Source organism: Planktothrix agardhii, from assembly GCF_904830935.1.
Classification (GTDB): Bacteria; Cyanobacteriota; Cyanobacteriia; order Cyanobacteriales; family Microcoleaceae; genus Planktothrix; species Planktothrix agardhii.
In genome coordinates, this window is record NZ_LR882952.1 from 2190511 (window position 1) to 2206040 (window position 15530).

A 15530-nucleotide genomic window follows, 5' to 3' on the forward strand; every position below is an offset into this window, starting at 1 on the left:
CCATATTTGCTGGTAAATTTATTATTCATAATTAGGATTTATGAGTCAGCCCTGTGCCACGACGGGGGAGAGTTTAGAGGTGGCGTTAGCACAGTCGGAAAATTACCGTCTCAAGGAGTTGATTCAGAATCCCTTGCGGTTGTGATTGCATTTCTTTCCTTGAGCTTGACAAAAATGATGACTTTATATAGCATTTGAAGTGTAACTTTATATAAAAACTCTAATGAAATATCTGGACTCTAATGCAATTTATTATGGTAGGTCAGAACATAAAATGCTTGAAATTGAGCCAGATAGCGTGGCTCTTAGTTTATGGTCGCCTCCATACTTTGTTGGAAAGAAATATGAAAAAGAGGAAACTTTTGAATCTTGGCAACTAATGTTGAGAAAAGTTATTAATAATCATGCTTTAGTTTTGAAGCCAGGGGGATTTATAGTTATCAATATTGCAGATATTTTATGCTTTAAAGATGGTGAAATGCCTAAAATACAAGCTCTCAACATTTCCAATCAAAAATGTAAAGTAACCAAAGAGATGGTATTAGAAGCTCGTGAGAAATATCCTGACTATAATCGCTATAAACTAGCCAAATTGCTGGGTTGCAGTGAGCAAACAATTGACAGAAGATTGAACGGAAATAATATTCGGGGTGGCAAACATCAGATTCAGACTAGAGTTAAGCTAGTGGGACATTATCTTGAACAGTATGCTCAGGATGTAGGGATTTATTTGTATGACAAGCGAGTTTGGGTAAAAGATCCAGCATGGGCAAATAGTCAGTGGACAAGCAATACATTGAAAGCAGTTAGTGAATATGAAGACTTGTATATCTTTTGGAAACCAGGAGAGTATGTGATTGATAGAAGCAAACTTTCAACCCAAGAATGGAAAGAATGGGGAGCAAGGGGTGTTTGGTATATCAATAGCGTTAGATCAAATGACGATCATGAAGCAAAATTTCCAGAGGAGTTGGCTACGCGCATAATTCGCTTGTTTAGTGCAGAGGGTGACTTAGTAATAGATCCATTTATGGGTAGTGGTACGACTGCTGTTGCTGCCATGAAAATGAATCGGCAATACATAGGCATAGAAAAAGAATTTTGCTATGTAAAGTTGGCTGAAGATAGGTTGAAAAACTTAACACCTGTTCAGCTAGAGCTAAATCTTGATTATTTTAAAACAATTTCTTGAAATCTCCAATTGGCGATAGATTTTAAAACTTCAAAACTAACTCGACAACGCATTTTTTGAGGATTTGTGTTCTTGTCATCTTTTCCGGGGAAGAACAAATTAGGGTATTGAGCTAAATAGTTCGGTTGTTCGTGTAAGAGTAGTCCATTTGGAACTGTTGCAAAGCTGATTCTCCCAAGTGGTTGTCCACCATCTTCTGACTGTTCTTCAAGCGATAACATTTTATATACAGGCTTGAGGATAACTATTATAACTGGAATCACAGTTCCATCGCTTAGAATATAAATTGGAGGAATACTGGCATGGAAAAGATGGCTTTTATTTCTACCTTTTGCAACGATAACTGTATTAGAAACACCCCCATCAACAGAATCCCATATACCACTCCCAGAAATTTGATTTGGTGACATTACAGCATGGCTTTGGTCATCTCTAGGGCCAACCGATTTGATATCGAGAAATAACCAACAAGTGTCTGTAAAACTATTCGTAAGGTTATTGATTTCTGGGTGCGTAAGAACTAACCTCACATCAGCACCTGTAGGTAAACCAACATCTCGAATACTAAAATAAGGTTCTAAAAGCCTCGGCAATTTGTCTCCAATACTGTGTTCACCAACTTCTATCCAAGGATACTGATCGCCTATAGGATATCTCCCTCTTTCTTCAGGTGGATAATTTTGCCAAAATGGATAAAGATTGCTTGCTTCATTAAAATCATTGGCTATCTGTTGGATATTATTATTGACGATTTCGTAAATTTTGAGAGCTATAAACTTCTCAATTCCAATAAGTTGATCGTAGTTTTGGATAAAGTAGTTTCTCGCTTGGTTGTAAATAGAGTATTGTGAATTTCTAAATTTATTAAACATCAGAGCAATCTTTTAGTAAATCCTGTGGGGAAACACCTAAACTTTCTGCAAGCTTTTCTAGGGTCTGTAACGTAATATTCCGCTCACTTCTTTCGATAGCACCAACGTAAGTTCTGTGTAGACCACATTTCTCGGCTAAATCTTCTTGGGATATTCCAAGTTTTTTCCTTAGCCTTCTGAGATTTGATCCAACAACTCCATTAAGCCCCGAAAATTGCTTGACCATCCAATTTAGGTGGAACTCTATAGTTAGGTGTTTCCTTACAGAAAGTCTACCCAGATGCTACTTTTATATCTACAGACTATATGTAGCAAAAAGAATGTTTAGAATTTTTGAATAAAAACCTTTCTATGAATGGGTTTCAGATCCTACCCCGATTTCTACCGCGCATGGCACGGTTTAACCGAAACCTCCCCCCTCATCCAAACCCTCAACCTCGCCCAACTCCCCCAAATCCTGCAAGCCCAACTCACCGAAACCAACCTCCACCAAACCCTCCAACTCCTCTGCATCGACGGTAGCAAATTCGATAACCGCGATAACCCCGCCGCCGATATCTACCTGCAACTCGTCAAAAAACACCACTGTCCCAAATCGACAGAAAGCACACCCCGCACCCTCACCGAACTCAAAATCTACTGGCAACTCCTAGACTGGGAAAAACACCCCATCCTCATTTTCTACGAAGAGGCGAAACCTCAAGGTTTTAGCCAAACTTTTCTCGATTCTCTCACTCGCTTCGAGGCTACAATCTGCGTTATCACCCACTCACCCCATCCCACCATTCCCACTTTCTCACCCCAAGATCCGCACCTGATTCAAACTATTATGACTTGGCTGCAAAGGACTATTTTAGAGACATGAAACCATCCTCAATCCACAAATTTGAGCTAAAATATCGGAAAACCCTAAGCGTAACGAACAATGACTCCAGCCAGCTATCAACTTTCCCTGAACTTTGAACAAGTTTTAGCCTTGGTCAAACAACTGCCATATCCAGAAAAATTGCTGTTAAGCCAAGAACTTGAAAAAGAAGTATTAAACAGCCAATTAACAGACCTTTTAGAGTCATTCAAAACCGATGAACTCTCTTTAGAAACTATTACCGAAGAAGTTGAAGCAGTTAGAAGCGAAATTTATGCCAGAAAACCAGCCTCTTAAAGTAATTATAGACACGAATCTTTGGATTAGCTTCTTGATTGGTAAAGAATTAGCCAATCTCAAACAATTAATCGTCAATAAAACGCTCCAAATTGTCTTGTGCAACCAACTCCTAGAGGAAATTAATCTAGTAACTCAAAGACCAAAACTCCAAAAATATTTTCCAGTCACGAAAGTCCAAGAATTGCTGGAATTGTTGAATATTATTGGTTTATCTATAGAAATAACCTCAGAAATTTCTATTTGTAGAGATGCTAAAGATAATTATTTATTAGCTTTAGCTAAAGATAGTCAAGCTGATTTTTTAATTACAGGAGATAGAGATTTATTAAGTTTGGTGAATTTTGAGAGGACAGAAATTTTAACTTACAAAGATTTTTTACAAAAAATATGACAAATATATTCGTCATTTTCTACAAAGAAGCGAAACCCCAAGACCCGCACCTAATTCAAACTATATTGTTTAGCATTTCGCATTTTCTTTCGCTTCTTCTTATTCTAATAAGCTCATTAATTTCTGAGCAGCGTCACCATAATCATAAGGCGACCAAAGACGATAAACCACGTCATTATCTAAGGATTTTAAACCTTCTTCTTTCGTCAATTCAGCCGTTAAAAACTGGATCATTTCAACCTTCTCAGCAGGGGATAACTGCTGAAGTTTTGCCAATAATTCAGGATTTGACATAAAACAACCTTGAATTGATTTTTCCATCTTACCACTACCCCAAGGATTCCACGAAACCCGCCGCCGACATCTACCTGCAACTCGTCAAAAAATACCACTGTCCCAAATCCATAGAATGCACACCCTGCACCCTTGCGTGGCTAACGGACAAATCCTTAGAAGCACCGTTAAAAGGCTTCCCCCCCCATCAACCCAATCTGTTATCAGCGATTCAAACTTGGTTAGAGGAGACTTGAGAAGCCAAGAAACCGGGTTTCTGTTCTGGCGACAATCCAAAAAACGGATGAAATTTCACTCAGAGCAACAAAGTTGACTTTTCATTACATACTTGTTGATTTTCTCGCTCACTTACTTAGACAGTTTCTAAAACTGTCCATGGTGGCTGAGGGATTTTATGGCTCAAAACTACAATATTATTAACAATAACGCCCCAAGGTAGTAACTATTATGAGCAATAAACAAATGTTGGCACAAAAAGATACATCAGCTTGGATTCTTCAAGTTTGGCTATCTTTTATTCTAGCTGTATCCACAACCGCCGTCGGTATTGCTTACCTTCCTGTTGATATTTGGGTGAAAGGATTTATGGGGATGGGTTTAACCTTTTCGGTGGGGTCTTCTTTTACTTTAGCTAAAACTGTTCGAGATAATTATGAAGCGGACAAATTATTATCTAAAGTTGATCAAGCTAAGTTAGAAAAATTATTAGCTGAATATAATCCGATGAAGTGATTTAGGCTATTAATCACAAATCAAAATACAATTGAGATCAATTTTTCTCGCCTGTAGGGTGCGTGTATAGCTTCCCCCACGCACCTATTAGCACCTCAAGTTATCAAGTCACTTAGAGTTATCCAGTGAGCGAGGACGCTCGCACTACGACCGCTATACTTTAAATAATTAAAAATTAATTTTATTGACTCATTTGTTCCGCTTGTTGTGTTGCATAATTCAGATTTTTTTGATATTCTATAACCTTTTTTTGAGCTATTTCATAATTAGAGCTTGACGGAGAAATTGATCTCATCATATCAATAGCACTTTGCCATTCATTGACAACTAAATTCCAGTCATCTTTAGACTTTGCCGATTGCGCTAAAGTTGATGCTCGGGTCGCTTTATTAACAGCTTCTCGGAAAAAATCAACTTTAATTGATGGGTTTTCAGTTGAGGGAGAAACTAAATTAGGACTAGACTCTTGTGGAGACGATGAAGCGGTAATAGCAGAATTTCTCGGTAAAAATAATATAGTATAGAGGCTTAAACCTATAGCAATACACCCAATTAAACAAGAAGCTATGGTTAAATTTCTGTTGAACTGAACATTATTTTTAAATTCACTTAAAAAAGATTCTGTTTCGTCTAATCTTTTTTGTAGTTTGTCTAAATCAGTTTTGCTTTCATCAATTTCAGACTGAATTTTATTTTCAATCTGGCTAATTTGAGTCAAAATATTTTCAGTTTTATTGTGTATAGCATTAAAAGTTTCATGCCAATATTTTTTATATTCTTTATGGTTAATTGATAGAGAGTCAATTTCTTGTTTAGTTTGAGATAATTCAAAAGAGTTGTTAGATAATTTATCTTTATAACTTTTTGATAATTGCTCTAATTCTTGCTTGATTCGAGATAAATCATCAATAACTTTTGCTGCTTCTTGAAAGCGTTTTTGAAGTCTAGCTAGTTCTTCAACTGAATTCATCGTTTAATCTCCTTGTGATTATAAAATACGATTAAGATTTTTAATATGGGGTTCAAGAGAAATACAAGATTCACAGATTTGATTAAGCATCTCAATTTGTTGAATCAATTTATCAGCATCATCTAAATTTTCTATTTTATTCTCCGGCAAATTTTCTATTTTATTGAACTGATAAATTTCTTTCAATTCTCGTAATAAATTGTATAAAGTAGAATCTAATTTTTCATTAGAGAAATTTGGCAAACTACAACCCACGTCTGGAAAATTAGAATATCTCAATGATTTTGGTTCTTGCCATATTTCTTGCCAAATCAATTGATTTTCAGTAAATACTAAACCAACTTTTCCTGAACCGAATAAACTTTGATCGACTAAAGCTAATACTCTTTCTCCTTGTTCAAGATTTACATACTTATAAAGTGCATTAGCAAGTTTATCTAAAGGAATATTAGGAGCTAAAAAATATTCGTTTGTTTTTTCTGATAGATAATAGTTAAATACAGTCATTAAATGATGGGTTTGATGTTCTAATAAAGTATAAAGTCTTGCTTCTAACTGTTTGGGATTATTTTTTTTATTTTTCAGTAAGTTGTAAATGCCAAAACCTGCACCCGCAGCAATTAAAGCCGCCCCTCCTGTCATGAAACTAACTCCGCCCAAGGCTGACATAATCGCACTATAAGCCGCCGCCCCTGATAATGTGCCAATGGCTGTTCCTGTACCCGCTACACCAAAAGCTCCCACCGCAGCCCAAGCGGTTGCAATAGTCGCAGCACTGGTTAATGTTCCTGCAACAGCCGCTATTCCTAAATTAACTTTATCTTCTGTATCCATTTGAGAGACGGACACAATGGAAACTAAAGTTGCGGCTCCAATTAATGCGGCTCCCCCCGTTACTACTACTAATCCTCCTAACATTCCTAAACCCCCGGCGGCAACAGAACCTCCTCCTAAAACCGCTAGTGTTGCATTAGTCGCGGCTCCACCTGATAAACCTGCAATGGCAACTTTTGTTCCTGCTTCTACTCCTAAATGCCCCAAAACTGCATGAGCATTCGGCACAATTTGAGCAGCTTTTTTGACAGATTTAGTAACTTTAGCAACCCTGTCTATAATATTATTTGAGTTTTCCTCATTCTTTTGCTCAAATACTCGCTCTGAGGCTAACTTATAAATAACTTTACATTCTTCAGGAATATTTGAATTAAGAACTAATTCATCCAGTTTCAGTAATTGCTGCAAATCGGTAATTTTTTGATTATCTCGAACTTGAATATAAACAAATAAATATTTTTCTTTTTGTACTTTTGATATAACTTTATCTTCGATTAAATTAATAATAAATAATTCTGTTGTAATAGCTTTTGATGTTACGCTGGCATTCAAATATCTCTGTTTAACAGTTACGGGAATATTAGAATTAGTAATTATGGAATCAAGATCATTAAGATAATCTAGCTTCCCAATGGCTTCACCTGCCCTCACACATTGATAAATTCCCCTTAAGGCTTGTTTTTTGTGTTCAGAAAGACGGGAAACTTCTAAAGATTTTTCTAAACATTCCTCAATCCAAAGTAGACGATAATTTTCGCTGGCTAATTGATATCGTTGAACGAATTCATAATCTAAATTTTTTTTATTGCTGTCAACTATAAAATCTAATAAATCAATAGCTGCTAGATCATCATTTAATTGATTTTCTCGAATATTTTCATAGGATTGTATACATCTGACTTTGCTATCATATTTAATGTCGCAATTCCTAATTAAATCATTAATTATCTGTTGATAACTATTATTTTTATCATATAAAGTATGAAGAATCAACAGAACATCATTTTTATCTAAACCAGATTTTTTTAATCTTAGTTTAGATCCTTCTTGCAATTGATCGGGGATTGTGACATCATAGGATTTACCAGATCGCAGAATGACTTTTTGGTTGCCTCCATGACTTGCAATCTGGTCAGGAATAAAAATGTGATAAACTTCTTCAGACATAAACTGCTTAATGATACCCTCAATAGAATATTATAAATTAATATTTCTCAAGTGTCATCAGTAAATTTACGGAATTTTTTTTCCCTTGTTCCCTGATTATACCCTTTGATTACAAATTAAGCTAACGAGAAGGAGTGGGTCGGGTTTAGTAATATTGGGGTGAAGTGACAAAGCTCTCGAAGAACCCGCCCCTACAATTTTTTGATAAATCAATAGTTTCTAAGTTTAAAGTAAATTGAGTCATAGTTCTGATTAGAAAGCTATGGGATTATAGTTATTATAAGTGATGCACCAGAAGGCGCGGCTAGTACCATTGCTATTTTTATAAACTATAATAAAAAAACAGTCATCCTAACGGACATTCAATAATGTCTATTGTTGAAGAACAAATTCAAACCCCAACACTTCTCCCTGAAGTGCAATTTCCGCCCAGTGATTTATTGAGTCAGGAGCCTCCATTGGAAAGCGAACTCCATCTCCGCCAAATTCTACTTTTACTCAACTCATTAGAATGGTTATGGCAAAATCGAGATGATTTTTATGCGATTGGCAACTTAACCATTTATTATAGTCAACGTCAAAAAAAATCCGAAGAATTTCGCGGGCCAGATTTTTTTGTAGTTTTGGGAACTGAACGAAAACCCCGTAATAGTTGGGTTGTTTGGGAAGAAGATGGCAAATATCCTAATGTAATCATTGAAATGTTATCCAAAACAACGGCTAATACTGATCGCGGAGAAAAAAAAGAAATCTATCAGGATGTTTTTCGTACCCCAGACTATTTTTGGTTTGACCCAAAGACTTTAGAATTTGCCGGATTTCATATTGTTGAGGGTCAATATCAACCCATTCCACCCAATGAAAATGGCTGGTTATGGAGTCAACAATTAGACCTATTTTTAGGGATTCTTGATAATAAATTACGATTTTTTACAACAGGAGGAGAATTGGTTTTAATGCCTGAAGAAGTTGTTATTCAAGAACGACAACAACGAGAAACGTTACAGCAACGGGCTGATAAGTTAGCCGCTAAACTCCGAGAATTAGGAATTGATCCTGAACAACTTTAAAAGGATTTAATACTAAACCTTCCTGATTAAACGGAAGATTAAAATAGGCAAAAGCAGAATATTCTCCTTTTGCCCAATACCAATTAAATGAATATAAAAAAATGGCAGTTTTCAGCCCGCCAGAAATCAGTTATTCGGTTAAAGAATTATCTTGTTTCCGTTTTTGTTTCTGACGTTTCCGGTTAGCTAAACCCGCTTCTACAGGGAAACCAACCACAGGAATTACCTGATCTTGACGTTCTACTTCCAAACGTTTTAGTTCAGTGTAATCCACCCAATTAATACAATTAACCGGACAAGTATCAATTGCTTCCTGTATTAACACGGATGTATCGCCATCCTGTCTAAATACCCGCGCTCGACCATAATCTTCTTGAATAAAAAAAGTATTCCGAGCGACGTGGGAACAGTGTTTACACCCGATACAGGTGAGTTCATCCACATAAACCCCTTTTTGCCGCAATACACCGCCGAGTTCCGGTTCAAGCCCAGAACGTTCCGGTGCATTTCGCAAAAATCCGCCCAATTCTGGTTCTAGTCCAGAACGCTCGGATACGGGATCAGTTAGCGATACAGACCCATCAGACATTAGGCACTCCAGCGTTGTAAAACTAAGCGGATGGAACCATCTTGATGATTTTGTTGTTCTGAAACTTGAAACCCTTGTTTGCTGGTTTCGTTAACAACGGTGTGGTAAGCATAGCGTTGAGTGATTTTGCTTAAAAACCGATCAACGGGAACTGCTTGTTGCCAAAATTGTAAATCAGCAACAAACTCATATTCTTGGCCATTCCAAGTAAAACCTAAGTCATAACCGTTGTCTTGTTCAATGACTACTTGGGCGGGACGGGTTTGACCTTGATAACCGCGAACCTCTTTTGGGCCAGCTTTCCAGTCAATGCCCAGATCACTTAAAGCAGTTTCTAATGAGGTCAGATTCCGAATTTGGGTCTTAATTTGGCTAAAGTGTGACATAGTTAGCTATTTTTAACGAGATTTTCAGTGAACTCAAAAACAGAATTTACCAATGGCTCGAACCGACTTGGTTTGTCGCGGTCTCTGACTGTTGTTGGGTACGGGCGTAATATTCAGAAGTGGTTTCCTGAGTTAGTACGATACCTAATTCGGCTTCGAGGGCGGCAGTTACTTCCGCACAGGAAGACCCAACAATGCCAGTAACTTTCTCCTGCACACGGCCATCTGGATAGATGATGAATTCTAAGGTTTCCATTATGCTAGGGGAATGGCGAGGAAATACACCGACGGTTGACTGTTCAGCGACAACTGACAACTGATGATCCCTTTGTTGATTAAGGTTTGACTCGAAATGTCCGTACATCAATTTTGACGAATGGAGCAAAAAAGAGTCACAACTTAACAAAAGTTATTAATACTTGAAGCAGTAGGACAATTATATGTTAAGTTTATCCCAAATTTACAATCACCGTCTTAAGAAAATCCTCAGAAACCTTTATAATCTTGAGAGGACTGTTGGTGAGCTTTTTTCTTAGCCTCCGCAATTGATTGTTAAGAGAATTTGATCCCCCCTAACTCCATTAAAAAGGGGGGGATTAGATCCCTTCCTTGACCCTGCTTTTTAAGAGGGAATCAAATTCAAAGTCCCCCTTTTTAATGGGGATTTAGGGGGATCTAATCGGGGGATTATCACAAATAATTATATTTTTTCTTTGATAAGTACCAATACTCAAAACCTTTATGCAGCTTGCTTCCCAACCTCTGACTGATGAAACCTTAACCCCACCCCCAACCGAAACGATTATTTTAGATGTATCCGGGATGCAGTGTGCGGGATGTGTAAAAGCGGTGGAACGTCAACTACTCCAACAGCAGGGGGTGATTTCTGTTTCTGTGAATTTGGCGACGGAAGTGGCAAGGGTTGAATGTGCCGCGAACCAAATTAACCCGGAAAGTCTGGCTGAAATTTTAACGAATACCGGGTTTCCCACCCAACTCCGTAATTTAACATCTTCAGCTACGGAAAAATTAAAGGAGCTACAAGAAAGACATCGCCAGGACATGGGAAAACAAATTCAACGGATTGTTACCTGTGGTCTGTTATTATTATTATCAAGTATTGGACATTTACATCATTTTGGCTTTCCCCATATTCATCTATTAAGTAATATTTGGTTTCATTGGGGACTCGCTACCATTGCTTTATTATTTCCCGCCCGTTCTATTATTATTGATGGTGGGCGTAGTTTAATTAATAATTCCCCCAATATGAATACCTTGGTGGGACTGGGAACTCTCACCGCTTATTTAACCAGTTTTGTCGCCTTATTATTTCCCCAATTGGGTTGGGAATGTTTCTTTGATGAACCTGTAATGTTATTAGGGTTTATTTTATTAGGAAAAACCCTAGAACAGCACGCTCGACAACGAGCCGCCACCGCCTTTCAATCTTTAATTGCTTTACAACCAACTACCGCCCGTTTAGTCGCACCTCAATCTCAGGATAATGCAATTTTAAATAGTGTGGAAATTCCTGCTGAACAAGTTAAAGTTGGGGAATGGTTACAGGTATTACCTGGGGAAAAAATAGCCGTTGATGGGGAAATTAGGTTCGGGAAAACAACCGTTGATGAATCAATGTTAACGGGGGAATCTATGCCGATTTTAAAACAAATTGGTGATGATATTTCGGCGGGAACTATTAATCAAACCGGAGTGATTTTAATTGAGGCAACCCGCACGGGTTCCGATACTATTTTAGCACAAATTGTACAATTAGTTGAAACCGCCCAAACTCGTAAAGCCCCGATACAGAAATTAGCCGATATTGTCGCGGGATATTTTACCTATTTTGTCATGAGTTTAGCGAGTTTAACCTTTTTATTTTGGTATGGGTTAGGAACTCGAATTTGGCCGGATGTAATTCCCTTAGCTGGAATAGAAATAGCCACGAATGCCCCTTTATTATTAAGTTTGAAATTAGCAATTGCCGTGTTAGTAATTGCCTGTCCCTGTGCGTTAGGATTAGCCACACCCACTGCTATTTTAGTGGGTTCGGGAATGGGGGCAGAAAGGGGATTATTAATCAAAGGTGGGGATATTTTAGAACGGGTACATCAACTGAATACGGTTGTTTTTGATAAAACTGGAACCTTAACTACAGGTTCTCCCAGGGTAACAGATTGTATTACTATTTCTGAGTTATCTCCACAACAAATAGTACAATTAGCGGCAACGGTAGAACAGGGTTCAAATCATCCGATTTCTGAAGCTATTTTAACAGAAGCGAAAGACCAGAATTTATCGTTATTAATGGCATCGGATTTTCAAACCGAACCGGGTTTAGGGGTTTCGGCTATTATCGAGAATCAGACCATATTTGTCGGCAATTTAGCCGGGTTAATTGAACACAAAATTAACTGTCCTGAAACTTTACCGGAATTTTCAGGAAAAACCCTAGTTTATGTTACAATAGATAGTAAAGTTGTCGGGTTAATGGCAATGAGTGACCCCCTGAAAACCGATGCTAAATCAACGGTTTCCCAGTTACAAAATCTGGGGTTACGGGTAATTTTATTAACTGGCGATCGCCAATCCGTTGCCAATGCGATCGCAATTGAGTTAAACTTAAAATCAGAGGATATATTTGCCGAAGTCCGACCGGAAGGGAAAGTTAATCTAATTCAAAGCCTACAACAACTGGGTCAAGTCGTGGCAATGGTTGGAGATGGGATTAACGATGCACCCGCTTTAGCACAAGCAGATATTGGAATTGGGTTACAAACCGGGACGGATGTGGCGAATGAAACCGCAGATATTGTATTAATGCGAAATTCCTTAATTAGTATTGTTGATTCCATCCAATTAAGTCGCGCCACCTTTAATAAAATTCGTCAAAATCTATTCTGGGCATTCGGTTATAATATATTAGCAATTCCCCTGGCGGCTGGTTTTTTATTCCCTCAATTTGGCATATTATTAAGTCCTTCCACCGCCGGGGCTTTAATGGCATTAAGTTCCGTTACTGTTGTCACCAATTCCTTATTATTACGTCGTCAACTCCAAAGTTGTTGTGCTTCAGCACAATCTTTATAGGGAAAAAATCATGTTAACTGAAATTCAACAACGCCATTACACCCCAGAAGAATATCTGGAATTAGAAGAAAAAGCAGACACGAAAAACGAATATATTGATGGGAAAATTATTTCTATGGTAGGCGGTACACCCAATCATAACGATATTGCGGGTAATTTTTATGCGTATTTAAAATTTGCCCTCAGAAACCAAAATCATAAAATATTTATCAGTGATATTCGTCTATGGATACCCCATTATCGGATTTATACTTATCCTGATGTGATGGTGATTTCAGGAGAACCTATTCTTCAAGAAAACCGAACCGATACTGTGATTAATCCTTTAATAATTGTTGAAGTTCTATCCCGAAGTACAAAAAACTATGACCAAGGAGACAAATTTGATTATTATCGGTCAATTCCTGAGTTTAAAGAATATATTTTAATTGACCAATATAAAATCTACGTTGAACAGTTTACTAAAACACCTGAAAGTAAATGGTTATTAACAGAATACCATTCTCCTGATGAAATTTTAAGTTTATCTTCTATCAATTTTCAAATCCCGTTAAGTGAAATTTATCAAGGGATTAATTGGGGGTAAAATAGCGATATTCAAGAACTATTGTTAGCCTGATATTTTGTGAATGTAATAGATAAAGACTAAATCACAATATCTAAGGAAAGGCGAATATCTTCTAATGGTTTTTCCCAGAGACTATTCCATTGAATTCCAAACAGGGGTTTAGCTCGTTTTCCCATAGTCCATCCCTTCGCCAAAGCATCCATAATAGATTCACAAAGCTCTATTTCTTCAATTGTAGTCTTGAGTAAATTTTTAGATAGGAGTGATAAAAATAGACGGTCATGATGTAACTGCGCTACACAAAAAGCTTGTAATTGAACCTCACCTGGCTTATCAGTATCGCTACCTGTTATAATGTGCCAGATATCATGGGTTTCACCAATATGAACTCCCAAATAAGAGAAGTCATGATCTTCTATTTTATCAACGGGAACAGGTTTTAAATTATTCTTTATCATTCTATCAGAATAAATGTAACCCAAAGTATTTTTAGGTAACTCATGAAGTTGCTGCAAATCAATATTTCCTAAAAGGGGACGTTCTTTAAATGCACGTTCACCTTGAGGATTTTGACGAAGAAAATTGACAATTTCCTCTAAAGTAGAATGATCATTAAGTGCTTTAGAAAGTTTTCCAATTCCCGAAAAATCCCCATAAGGAGCTTTAACAATAGCTAAAAAACCATCAAAAATTGCTTCCTGTTTATCTTGAGTCATAGTATTTCAGTAATATTCGTGGTTGTTGCGCTTCAGCGCATCTTAAATCCAATATTATACACCAACAAACCGGGCTTATATAAACCCGGTTTATCCCTAATTAACTTTGAGTCACAACTTCTTTTTCCTTCGCTAAGAATTTTTCTAATTCTGTTAGCGCATCCGCATCCATTTTAGTTTGCATCGGACAGAATTTCGGCCCACACATCGAACAGAATTCAGCCGTTTTATAGATATCTGCTGGCAGGGTTTCGTCGTGATATTCCTTCGCCCGTTCTGGGTCTAAGGATAACTCAAATTGACGATTCCAGTCAAAGTTATAACGAGCTTTGGATAACTCATCATCACGGTCACGGGCTCCCACCCGATGACGGGCAATATCGGCGGCATGGGCGGCAATTTTATAGGCAATTAACCCATTTCTGACGTCTTCGGCATTCGGTAAACCCAGATGTTCTTTGGGCGTCACATAACATAACATTGCGGTTCCGTGCCAACCCGCGATCGCTGCCCCAATTGCTGAGGTAATATGATCATAACCTGGGGCAATATCTGTTACTAACGGCCCCAAAACATAGAAGGGTGCTTCAGAACAATCCTCCATCTGTTTTTTAACATTAAACTCAATTTGATCCATCGGAACGTGACCAGGGCCTTCTACCATCACCTGTACATCATGTTCCCAGGCGCGGCGGGTTAATTGTCCGAGAGTTTTGAGTTCTGAAAGTTGAGCATCATCAGACGCATCATGGGTACAACCAGGGCGCAGAGAATCTCCTAAACTAAAGGAAACGTCGTATTTTTTGAAGATTTCAATAATATCATCAAAGTGAGTATAAAGGGGATTTTGCTTGTGATGATGGAGCATCCAACGGGCAATAATTCCGCCACCACGGGAGACAATTCCAGTAATTCGACTTCTAACTAAGGGCAAATATTCAATTAATAATCCCGCATGAATCGTCATATAATCCACACCCTGTTGGGCGTGTTTTTCAATAATATGCAGAAAATCATCGGGGGTAAGATTTTCAATTTTGCCGTGAACACTTTCCAACGCTTGATAAATTGGAACAGTGCCAATAGGAACAGGAGAAGCGTTAATAATAGCGGTACGAATGGTATCTAAATTACCGCCTCCGGTGGATAAATCCATTACCGTATCCGCACCATATTTAACAGCTAAATTGAGTTTGTCTACTTCTTCTTCTAAGTTAGAAGAATTAGGAGAAGCGCCAATATTAGCATTAACCTTACATTTAGAAGCAATACCAATTGCCATCGGTTCCAAATTGGTATGATTAATATTAGCAGGAATAATCATCCGTCCCCGTGCCACTTCTTCCCGAATCAACTCAACAGGTAAATTTTCCCGTTGAGCAACATAGTTCATTTCTTCAGTAATCACGCCTTGGCGGGCGTAGTGCATTTGGGAAACATTGCCCTGTCCACGCCGTTTGGCGACCCATTCTGTCCGCATTTTGATTT

At 37.8% G+C, this 15530-nt stretch carries 19 protein-coding genes; 9 read left to right on the forward strand and 10 right to left on the reverse strand.

The features are described from left to right. The first annotated feature begins 223 nt into the window (after positions 1-223). Entirely contained in the window at positions 224-1192 is a 969-nt protein-coding gene (locus NMG88_RS10135) for a DNA-methyltransferase (RefSeq protein ID WP_042155507.1), read from the forward strand. On the opposite strand, the gene NMG88_RS10140 is transcribed toward NMG88_RS10135, so the two are convergent. Next, entirely contained in the window at positions 1171-2064 is an 894-nt protein-coding gene (locus tag NMG88_RS10140; protein ID WP_042155505.1) for a BglI family type II restriction endonuclease, read from the reverse strand. The two genes, NMG88_RS10135 and NMG88_RS10140, sit on opposite strands and share 22 nt — an antisense overlap. After that, positions 2057-2290: a helix-turn-helix domain-containing protein gene (locus NMG88_RS10145; protein ID WP_042155504.1), complete on the reverse strand. Its 234-nt coding sequence runs from the start codon at positions 2288-2290 to the stop codon at positions 2057-2059. Before NMG88_RS10145 ends, NMG88_RS10140 begins: the two co-directional genes overlap by 8 nt. 129 nt (positions 2291-2419) lie before the next feature. Between NMG88_RS10145 and NMG88_RS10150 the strand changes: the two genes are divergently transcribed. The 3 genes from NMG88_RS10150 to NMG88_RS10160 are packed head-to-tail and all read left to right on the forward strand — an operon-like array spanning position 2420 to position 3620. Continuing rightward, entirely contained in the window at positions 2420-2929 is a 510-nt protein-coding gene (locus NMG88_RS10150) for an NACHT C-terminal alpha/beta 1 domain-containing protein (RefSeq protein WP_254035396.1), read from the forward strand. Between the two features lie 60 nt (positions 2930-2989). After that, entirely contained in the window at positions 2990-3226 is a 237-nt protein-coding gene (gene vap15, locus NMG88_RS10155; protein ID WP_235751793.1) for a type II toxin-antitoxin system VapB15 family antitoxin, read from the forward strand. Further along, positions 3204-3620: a putative toxin-antitoxin system toxin component, PIN family gene (locus NMG88_RS10160; RefSeq protein WP_235751792.1), complete on the forward strand. Its 417-nt coding sequence runs from the start codon at positions 3204-3206 to the stop codon at positions 3618-3620. Before vap15 ends, NMG88_RS10160 begins: the two co-directional genes overlap by 23 nt. Positions 3621-3719: 99 nt before the next feature. Here the strand turns inward: NMG88_RS10160 and NMG88_RS10165 are convergent, their stop codons facing one another. Further along, on the reverse strand, positions 3720-3914 hold the full coding sequence (locus tag NMG88_RS10165) for a hypothetical protein (RefSeq protein ID WP_042157720.1): 195 nt from the start codon (positions 3912-3914) through the stop codon (positions 3720-3722). A gap of 14 nt (positions 3915-3928) precedes the next feature. On the opposite strand from NMG88_RS10165, the gene NMG88_RS22685 reads away from it, so the two are divergent. Together NMG88_RS22685 and NMG88_RS10170 are read left to right on the forward strand one after the other, a co-directional pair. Next, positions 3929-4150, forward strand: coding sequence for an NACHT C-terminal alpha/beta 1 domain-containing protein (locus tag NMG88_RS22685; RefSeq protein WP_072005217.1), 222 nt, complete (start codon positions 3929-3931; stop codon positions 4148-4150). Positions 4151-4361: 211 nt separating this feature from the next. Further along, positions 4362-4646, forward strand: a complete 285-nt coding sequence (locus NMG88_RS10170; protein WP_042155498.1) for a YiaA/YiaB family inner membrane protein — start codon at positions 4362-4364, stop codon at positions 4644-4646. A gap of 181 nt (positions 4647-4827) precedes the next feature. On the opposite strand, the gene NMG88_RS10175 is transcribed toward NMG88_RS10170, so the two are convergent. Both NMG88_RS10175 and NMG88_RS10180 read right to left on the reverse strand, forming a co-directional pair. Beyond that, entirely contained in the window at positions 4828-5616 is a 789-nt protein-coding gene (locus tag NMG88_RS10175; RefSeq protein ID WP_227397956.1) for a coiled-coil domain-containing protein, read from the reverse strand. A gap of 18 nt (positions 5617-5634) precedes the next feature. Next, the gene (locus tag NMG88_RS10180) at positions 5635-7617 is read right to left on the reverse strand and encodes a hypothetical protein (RefSeq protein WP_254035397.1); all 1983 of its coding nucleotides are present in this window, start codon (positions 7615-7617) and stop codon (positions 5635-5637) included. Positions 7618-7985: 368 nt separating this feature from the next. On the opposite strand from NMG88_RS10180, the gene NMG88_RS10185 reads away from it, so the two are divergent. After that, the gene (locus tag NMG88_RS10185; RefSeq protein ID WP_042155490.1) at positions 7986-8687 is read left to right on the forward strand and encodes a Uma2 family endonuclease; all 702 of its coding nucleotides are present in this window, start codon (positions 7986-7988) and stop codon (positions 8685-8687) included. A gap of 130 nt (positions 8688-8817) precedes the next feature. Here the strand turns inward: NMG88_RS10185 and NMG88_RS10190 are convergent, their stop codons facing one another. From NMG88_RS10190 to NMG88_RS10200, 3 genes are read right to left on the reverse strand one after another with little or no spacing between them, the layout of a single operon-like run. Continuing rightward, on the reverse strand, positions 8818-9276 hold the full coding sequence (locus NMG88_RS10190) for a ferredoxin (protein WP_026794852.1): 459 nt from the start codon (positions 9274-9276) through the stop codon (positions 8818-8820). Next, on the reverse strand, positions 9276-9662 hold the full coding sequence (locus NMG88_RS10195) for a DUF1257 domain-containing protein (protein WP_026794853.1): 387 nt from the start codon (positions 9660-9662) through the stop codon (positions 9276-9278). Before NMG88_RS10195 ends, NMG88_RS10190 begins: the two co-directional genes overlap by 1 nt. Positions 9663-9708: 46 nt before the next feature. Continuing rightward, positions 9709-9918 (reverse strand): DUF2997 domain-containing protein, encoded by a 210-nt coding sequence (locus NMG88_RS10200; protein ID WP_026788594.1) that lies wholly within the window; start codon positions 9916-9918, stop codon positions 9709-9711. Between the two features lie 485 nt (positions 9919-10403). Between NMG88_RS10200 and NMG88_RS10205 the strand changes: the two genes are divergently transcribed. Then, positions 10404-12758, forward strand: a complete 2355-nt coding sequence (locus NMG88_RS10205; protein WP_227351000.1) for a heavy metal translocating P-type ATPase — start codon at positions 10404-10406, stop codon at positions 12756-12758. A gap of 10 nt (positions 12759-12768) precedes the next feature. Next, the gene (locus NMG88_RS10210; protein WP_227350999.1) at positions 12769-13344 is read left to right on the forward strand and encodes a Uma2 family endonuclease; all 576 of its coding nucleotides are present in this window, start codon (positions 12769-12771) and stop codon (positions 13342-13344) included. A 59-nt stretch (positions 13345-13403) separates the two neighbouring features. Here the strand turns inward: NMG88_RS10210 and NMG88_RS10215 are convergent, their stop codons facing one another. Both NMG88_RS10215 and thiC read right to left on the reverse strand, forming a co-directional pair. After that, positions 13404-14042 (reverse strand): Coq4 family protein, encoded by a 639-nt coding sequence (locus tag NMG88_RS10215; protein ID WP_227350998.1) that lies wholly within the window; start codon positions 14040-14042, stop codon positions 13404-13406. A 100-nt stretch (positions 14043-14142) separates the two neighbouring features. Next, positions 14143-15522, reverse strand: a complete 1380-nt coding sequence (thiC, locus tag NMG88_RS10220) for a phosphomethylpyrimidine synthase (RefSeq protein ID WP_227397953.1) — start codon at positions 15520-15522, stop codon at positions 14143-14145. Between the last annotated feature and the right edge of the window lie 8 nt (positions 15523-15530).